This window comes from Brunnivagina elsteri CCALA 953, from assembly GCF_002289455.1.
Lineage (GTDB): Bacteria > Cyanobacteriota > Cyanobacteriia > Cyanobacteriales > Nostocaceae > Brunnivagina > Brunnivagina elsteri.
Genome location: NZ_NTFS01000409.1, coordinates 1 through 5,733, shown reverse-complemented (window position 1 = coordinate 5,733; position 5,733 = coordinate 1). Strand labels below are relative to the sequence as shown.

Here is a 5,733-nt window from a genome sequence, read left to right as displayed (position 1 = left end):
TTTGTCATGCTGACGAAGGAAGTATCTAAAAGCTTTTAAGGTATTTGAAAGTATATTCTTAACCCGTTCTTAGTATAGTTCTATAGTTTATAAGAATTTATTTTGAAGGTTGGATTGAGTTGTTAGTAATGACGCTAATACTACCATCTGCTTCCATATAAGCTTTCTTCACATCAGCCAAATATTCTACTCCTTGCTGCCGGAACTGACTCATCAATTCTTCCTCTGTAATTAACTCACGTTGCAGATGACGGTTAATCAGTTGACCGTTTTTTACTAGTAATAAGGGTGGAGGATTTAAAAAACGCTGAAATTTGGGAATTTTATAACCCAACCAATTTAAAAAATAACTCCAAAAAATAACAGTTCCAACCAGAATTGCCCCTTCTGTAATCGATGTATAAGTGCTAGCCATTGCATTTTGTGCAGCTTCAGCAAATAACACAACGACAAGTAAATCAGCGATTCCGAGTGTACCAAGTTGGCGACTAGGTAAAAACCGCAGTACTGAAAATAGAGCGAGATATACTAGCGAACCGCGTACAACTAATTCTAAAACTGGCATACTAGGAATAAAAATTGCTTGCCAATCAATCGCTAACCATTTATTCATTGGTGATATTTATTTATTTTTGAGGAATATAAGAATTAGGAGTAAAGATGAGTATCTCTACTTATCGGGTTTCCCTTCTGTCTTCTGATAAAATTCTATTGCCAAATATCGAAAATCTCTTTCATGATTATTACAAATTACGGTTTTTCTTCTTGATTTTAAATCGTAATGGTTTCTTGAAAGCCCGAAATAAGCGAGTAATTAAGTGCGCTTTTCCTCTATTTCCAACTCTTTTGTGTGTTTCTTCAGGGTTATTTGGTTTCATTCCCTGTTGAAGTCGAGTTTCTTCTGTGAGAGGAATTGCATTTTTATCAGGTACTATTTGTGAACCATATTTACGAGCATAAACTTGGGTGAATTCGGCACCAAAAAATAAAATTTGTGCCGCATAATAAACCCAGACCAAAATAGCTACTATTGAACCAGCAGCACCATAGGTTGAACTAAAGCTAGTTCGGGCTAAATATTGTCCTAGCAAAAATCTCCCAAAGGAGAATAAAAGTGAGGTAATAGCTGCACCAATCCAAACATCACTCCAAGTAATTTTTACATCTGGTAAAACTTTAAAAATTAATCCAAATAAAGATGTGGTAATTGCAAACGCTAAGACAAAATTAATAAACTGCCAAAGAATATTAACACTTGGTAAAGCATTACTAAAATAACTCACAGTAGCCGTTAAAGCTGTACTAATTACTAAAGAAACAAGTAATAAAAAGCCAATTCCTAAGACCATTGCAAATGATAAAAAACGTTGACGTACAATGGTTTTTACTGCTCGTCCAGGTTTTGGTTGTACTTCCCAAATCGTATTTAAGGAATCTTGTAATTCCGTAAATACACCAGTTGCACCGAAAAATAACAAACCAACGCTAATTAGGGAAGCAACGGTTCCCTGTTGGGGTTGACTAGCACTTTTAATTGCTGTCTGCACAACCGTTGCACCTTCTCCCAGTAAACCATGAAGTTGTGCTTCGATCGCACCTCTGGCTGCATCCTCACCAAAAACAGCACCTGCGATCGCAATTACTATTATTAACAATGGGGCTATGGAAAATATTGTGTAATAGGATAACGAAGCAGCTAACCGCGAAGCTTTATCTTTACTCCATTCTGCAAACGTTTCTTGGAACAACCCCAAAACTGCCTTCAGATTCATTTACTTGTCTCCTTTGATTGAGGTTCAATTCCTCGCTGATTCTCATTAATGCTTAAATCTACTGAGTGAGACATCCTTCTGAAGGTGTTTTCAGCTATATCCAAAAGAGGGAATTAATCAATAAGAAGGGAATTTATCACCCTACCTTCGCTCATTTTTGACCCAAAAATTTAATTAAGCCTCACAGTGCTTGTAATCCAGAAGATTCGGTCAACTCAGGCATTTTTGGCTCGTACAAGGTTTTAGCCATTTTTATGATTTGTACTTCCCTACGCCTTAAGTAGACGCTTTTAGAAGCCTGATACGAAGGTAGTAAACGTTACTTAGAAATGACTGTTTACTTAAAAATAGCCTTTTCCCTTTTGAATTAAGGCTTTAATTCAACTTAGAGTTTTAGAATAAGCGAAAGCCCAGTAATTTCTCTACATCGCTATCACTTAGTTCCTTATCGTGCATTTCTGCCCGTTTTGCGATCGCTTATGCTAATTTATTTATACAAATAAACATGTTAAGGGATTGCTCATATTTTCGGCAAAACCAAGAATACCGCGATCGCGATGTTCGTAAATTAATTTTCCTTGAGAATCAAATAGAAAAGTGCCTCCCCGTTGTGTCAAGTAAGATGAATTTGGCACATAAGTATTCCAGTTGCTCAAAACTTCGGTCATGTTTCGCAGACGTAGGGTTGCTAGTTCAAAAGGGCGCTGAAAACCTTCTCCGACGGCATTCGAGAAAAATGAACCTTTGATTGGTGGTAAATGTGTACCATCCACAACTTCACTATCAGCGATTAACTGAGGAGCTTTCCTATCACCTGTATAACCGCGAAAAACTTCCTTCAAAGTTCCAGGACTACCAATCCCAGCACACATTAACATTAAATTCAGCCAAGCTTTTTGTGACGTTGATAGTATTGGGAATTGTATAGATAAACCGCGATAAAGCCCTAAAATAGCATGAATTTCAGCTATTGCATCCACAAACAGCCATTCTTGAGGAAATCCCGTATATTCACAAAATTTGACACCAGAATTACGATTTCCAATTCCAATAGCGCGAATTGTGATTCCCCTTGAAGAGAGCAATTCTTTTTCTCTTTGCAGCCACCAAGCATATTCTAGATTATCAAAATCTCCCAACTGCGACCAAATAAGTACGAGCAACTGTGAAGTATTTGAGCAACCATCTAAAACGGGTTTAATCTGCCCATCGCTAACTCGCAAGCGTTGAGTTTGACTCAAAATCGAGTAAATATCTGGAGAATTGGAGCGTGTTTGAGTATTCATGTAGGTGAACAGTCTTCAGATATGATTTTAGGACTATAAATATCTTATTGGATAATCAAAATTATTTGTAGTAGCTTGAGAGGAAGCTAAATAGACTTCGGCAGAAGCTGGTGAAATAGCACTTGTCAAGGAAGTTAACAATGCGATTCCCAAAGGGATCGCAGTCAATGAAGCAGTAAAAATTTTGGTTTTCATTTTCGTCACTATAGCGGTTCTCAGTTGATTTAAATACAGTTTGTGATTAAGAGTGCTGTAGGGGGAATCCACAGTTGTTTGCCCTGGATTGTATTTCACAAACGAGAAGCGCTATAGTTATGGGTTGCAAGGAGAGCAAGGAACTCGAACGCATTAACGAACGGCTGGGAGAACTTAATGCATCACTCTCTAGCATTAGATTTTAAAAGCCCAATTACCCCTCTAATCTCAGCAATTAGATGCTTAAAAAGAGAGTTGCCCAAATGTTTTAATGCATTTGTAAGTTAATAATTTTTAGCTTCTTGTTGTAATTTTTATTGTTATGCAAAATACATTATTTAATAAGACCTTCCGTGACAGTGAAGGCAACATTACTTTAGCTCAGATGCCAAACCTACCACTTATTGTCTGGATAGCAGCTAGTTTACTCAAACTAATTTTTACAAGCGGTAAAATCAATATAGGATTAGATGTATACTCAAAACGGATAGAATATAAACTTTTGTCATGCTGACGAAGGAAGTATCTAAAAGCTTTTAAGGTATTTGAAAGTATATTCTTAACCCGTTCTTAGTATACTAGCAAACGGCTCCTTGTTTACTTGGGCGTGGCTCGAATTATTTCAAGGCGTTAATTATTTTCGCAGAACGCTAGGGCTTGCCGTGTTGATTATTATTATCGTGTCAAAAATTCAGTGAAAATGAATTATGCGTCGAACCCAACCAATACTGATATTTTTTGCTGCTGAAGCAATCTATGTATAATTGCTGTGTAATCATCAATTACGCAATATTGCGGTTTATAAATAAAAATAATCAAGGCAATATTTATAGGGATTAGCGATTAACTAAATTTCGTCAAATAGAAAACAAAAAACTCAGGAGCCAGATACAACAATGAGTACAAAAAATTTAGAGCTTTTTAGTACGGAAGAAATAACAGTAACTTTACCTAAGAGTTATATACAGAGGCTACATAACCTTCTCAGAGATAATTCTCAAGCCACAGGAAAAGCCGTTAATCTCCAAGAACGTGTACAAAGAATGCTACAAAACCCCGAAGACAGGGATATATTGGCATATCTAGATTGGATACTCAAGCAAAATGATGAGTAGTTAATGGTTAAGAGGTGGATTAAGTCGAAGTTTTGCCTTCGAGATACCGCTCAATATCAGCAACAGCATCCTCCCAAGCGGCTAAATCAATTTTATCATCAGGCTCTACTTCAGCAATCTCTTCCGGCTGACTTTCTACCAATGGCACTTCTTCCTTTGGAGTTATATTTTGTTGAAGAATATCCTCTAACAGGTTGAGGGATTGAATAAACTCTTGGTTGGCAGCTACTCGCTGTTCTTCTTGATTTGGCTCCATTGTTCTAAATAATTATTTTTGTAGATTGACTAACCAATTAGCGAATAACGAAATCACTAAACTATCTTTCCCATTTCCGCACAAAAATCTATCAAGCTTTCATAAATTTACACGTAAATAGGCTTAATGGCAAAATCAGCTAGGTTAAAAAATTAAAATTCGATTCCAGCTTGTGCTTTGACACCTTGTTCACGAAATGGATGTTTAATTAAAGTCATCTCGGTGACTAAATCTGCACATGCGATTAATTCTTTGGGTGCGCCTCTACCTGTGAGGATAACATGACTTTGGACGGGTTTTTGGGCGATTCCGGCGATAATATCTTCAACTGCCAAATAACCGAGTTTGAGGGCAATATTAATTTCATCTAAAAGTACGAGTTGAAAATCTGGATTGCAGATGTACTCTAAGGATTTTTGCCATGTAGCTTGAGCTATTTGAATATCGCGATCGCGGTTTTGGGTTTCCCAGGTAAAGCCTTCTCCCATTGCGTAAAATTCTAACTGTTCTTCCCACATACTGAAAACTTTCTTTTCGGCTGGTTCCCAAGCTCCCTTGATAAATTGAATTATTGCAACTTTGTAACCATGTCCAAGCGATCGTAATACCATTCCTAATGCAGCTGTGGTTTTTCCTTTACCGTTGCCTGTGTTGACTATAATTAGACCTTTTTCGGGTATGGCTTCGGAAATGCGTTTATCTTGTACTTCCTTACGACGCTGCATTTTTTTTTGATATTGTTCGTCTGTCAAACCCGCAGCTTCAATTACTGCTGCATCGCTTGTAGTTTCCCAAGATTTATCAATTGCCATATACCCTAGTTCCTGCGACTACTTAATTATTTTAGAGGAGGTTAGGGAATAAGTACTACTAATTTATTTGTGTTGAAAGTCAAACGCGATCGCTCAAAACCCCCAAACCTCAAGAAATCGGGTTTCTCTCCCACGGAAAAACCCTTTTCGCAGTATGACAATCCTAGAAACCTGATTTCTCCCCTAATCGAAAAAAACTAAAATACCTGGGTTAATTAATTATACTACGAGCGGCTTAAAACTTTACTAATATAGAACCCCTCTCCAACCTCTCCCCTTGGTAAGGATGTTGTTGGC

Annotated in this window: 8 protein-coding genes; 2 read left to right on the top strand and 6 right to left on the bottom strand. The window is 37.3% G+C overall.

What is annotated here, in order from left to right:
- Positions 1–97: 97 nt before the first annotated feature.
- The 4 genes from CK510_RS25170 to CK510_RS32015 all read right to left on the bottom strand — a co-directional run bounded on the left by CK510_RS25170 (position 98) and on the right by CK510_RS32015 (position 3,253).
- Positions 98–613 carry a DUF421 domain-containing protein gene (locus CK510_RS25170; RefSeq protein WP_095724283.1) on the bottom strand — a complete coding sequence of 172 codons (516 nt, stop codon included), beginning with the start codon at positions 611–613 and terminating at the stop codon, positions 98–100.
- 130 nt (positions 614–743) lie between these two features.
- Positions 744–1,772, bottom strand: a complete 1,029-nt coding sequence (locus tag CK510_RS25165) for a YihY/virulence factor BrkB family protein (RefSeq protein WP_095724282.1) — start codon at positions 1,770–1,772, stop codon at positions 744–746.
- Positions 1,773–2,263: 491 nt separating this feature from the next.
- Positions 2,264–3,058 (bottom strand): peroxiredoxin-like family protein, encoded by a 795-nt coding sequence (locus CK510_RS25160; RefSeq protein ID WP_095724281.1) that lies wholly within the window; start codon positions 3,056–3,058, stop codon positions 2,264–2,266.
- 33 nt (positions 3,059–3,091) lie between these two features.
- Positions 3,092–3,253, bottom strand: a complete 162-nt coding sequence (locus tag CK510_RS32015; protein ID WP_158224959.1) for a hypothetical protein — start codon at positions 3,251–3,253, stop codon at positions 3,092–3,094.
- An 896-nt stretch (positions 3,254–4,149) separates the two neighbouring features.
- Here CK510_RS32015 and CK510_RS25150 point away from each other — a divergent pair.
- Positions 4,150–4,368 (top strand): hypothetical protein, encoded by a 219-nt coding sequence (locus tag CK510_RS25150; protein WP_095724279.1) that lies wholly within the window; start codon positions 4,150–4,152, stop codon positions 4,366–4,368.
- A gap of 19 nt (positions 4,369–4,387) precedes the next feature.
- On the opposite strand, the gene CK510_RS25145 is transcribed toward CK510_RS25150, so the two are convergent.
- Positions 4,388–4,624 (bottom strand): hypothetical protein, encoded by a 237-nt coding sequence (locus CK510_RS25145; RefSeq protein ID WP_095724278.1) that lies wholly within the window; start codon positions 4,622–4,624, stop codon positions 4,388–4,390.
- A 152-nt stretch (positions 4,625–4,776) separates the two neighbouring features.
- The gene (gene cobO / locus CK510_RS25140; protein ID WP_095724277.1) at positions 4,777–5,436 is read right to left on the bottom strand and encodes a cob(I)yrinic acid a,c-diamide adenosyltransferase; all 660 of its coding nucleotides are present in this window, start codon (positions 5,434–5,436) and stop codon (positions 4,777–4,779) included.
- 69 nt (positions 5,437–5,505) lie between these two features.
- Here cobO and CK510_RS34110 point away from each other — a divergent pair, with 69 nt between their 5' ends.
- The gene (locus CK510_RS34110) at positions 5,506–5,637 is read left to right on the top strand and encodes a hypothetical protein (RefSeq protein WP_281257085.1); all 132 of its coding nucleotides are present in this window, start codon (positions 5,506–5,508) and stop codon (positions 5,635–5,637) included.
- Positions 5,638–5,733 lie beyond the last annotated feature (96 nt).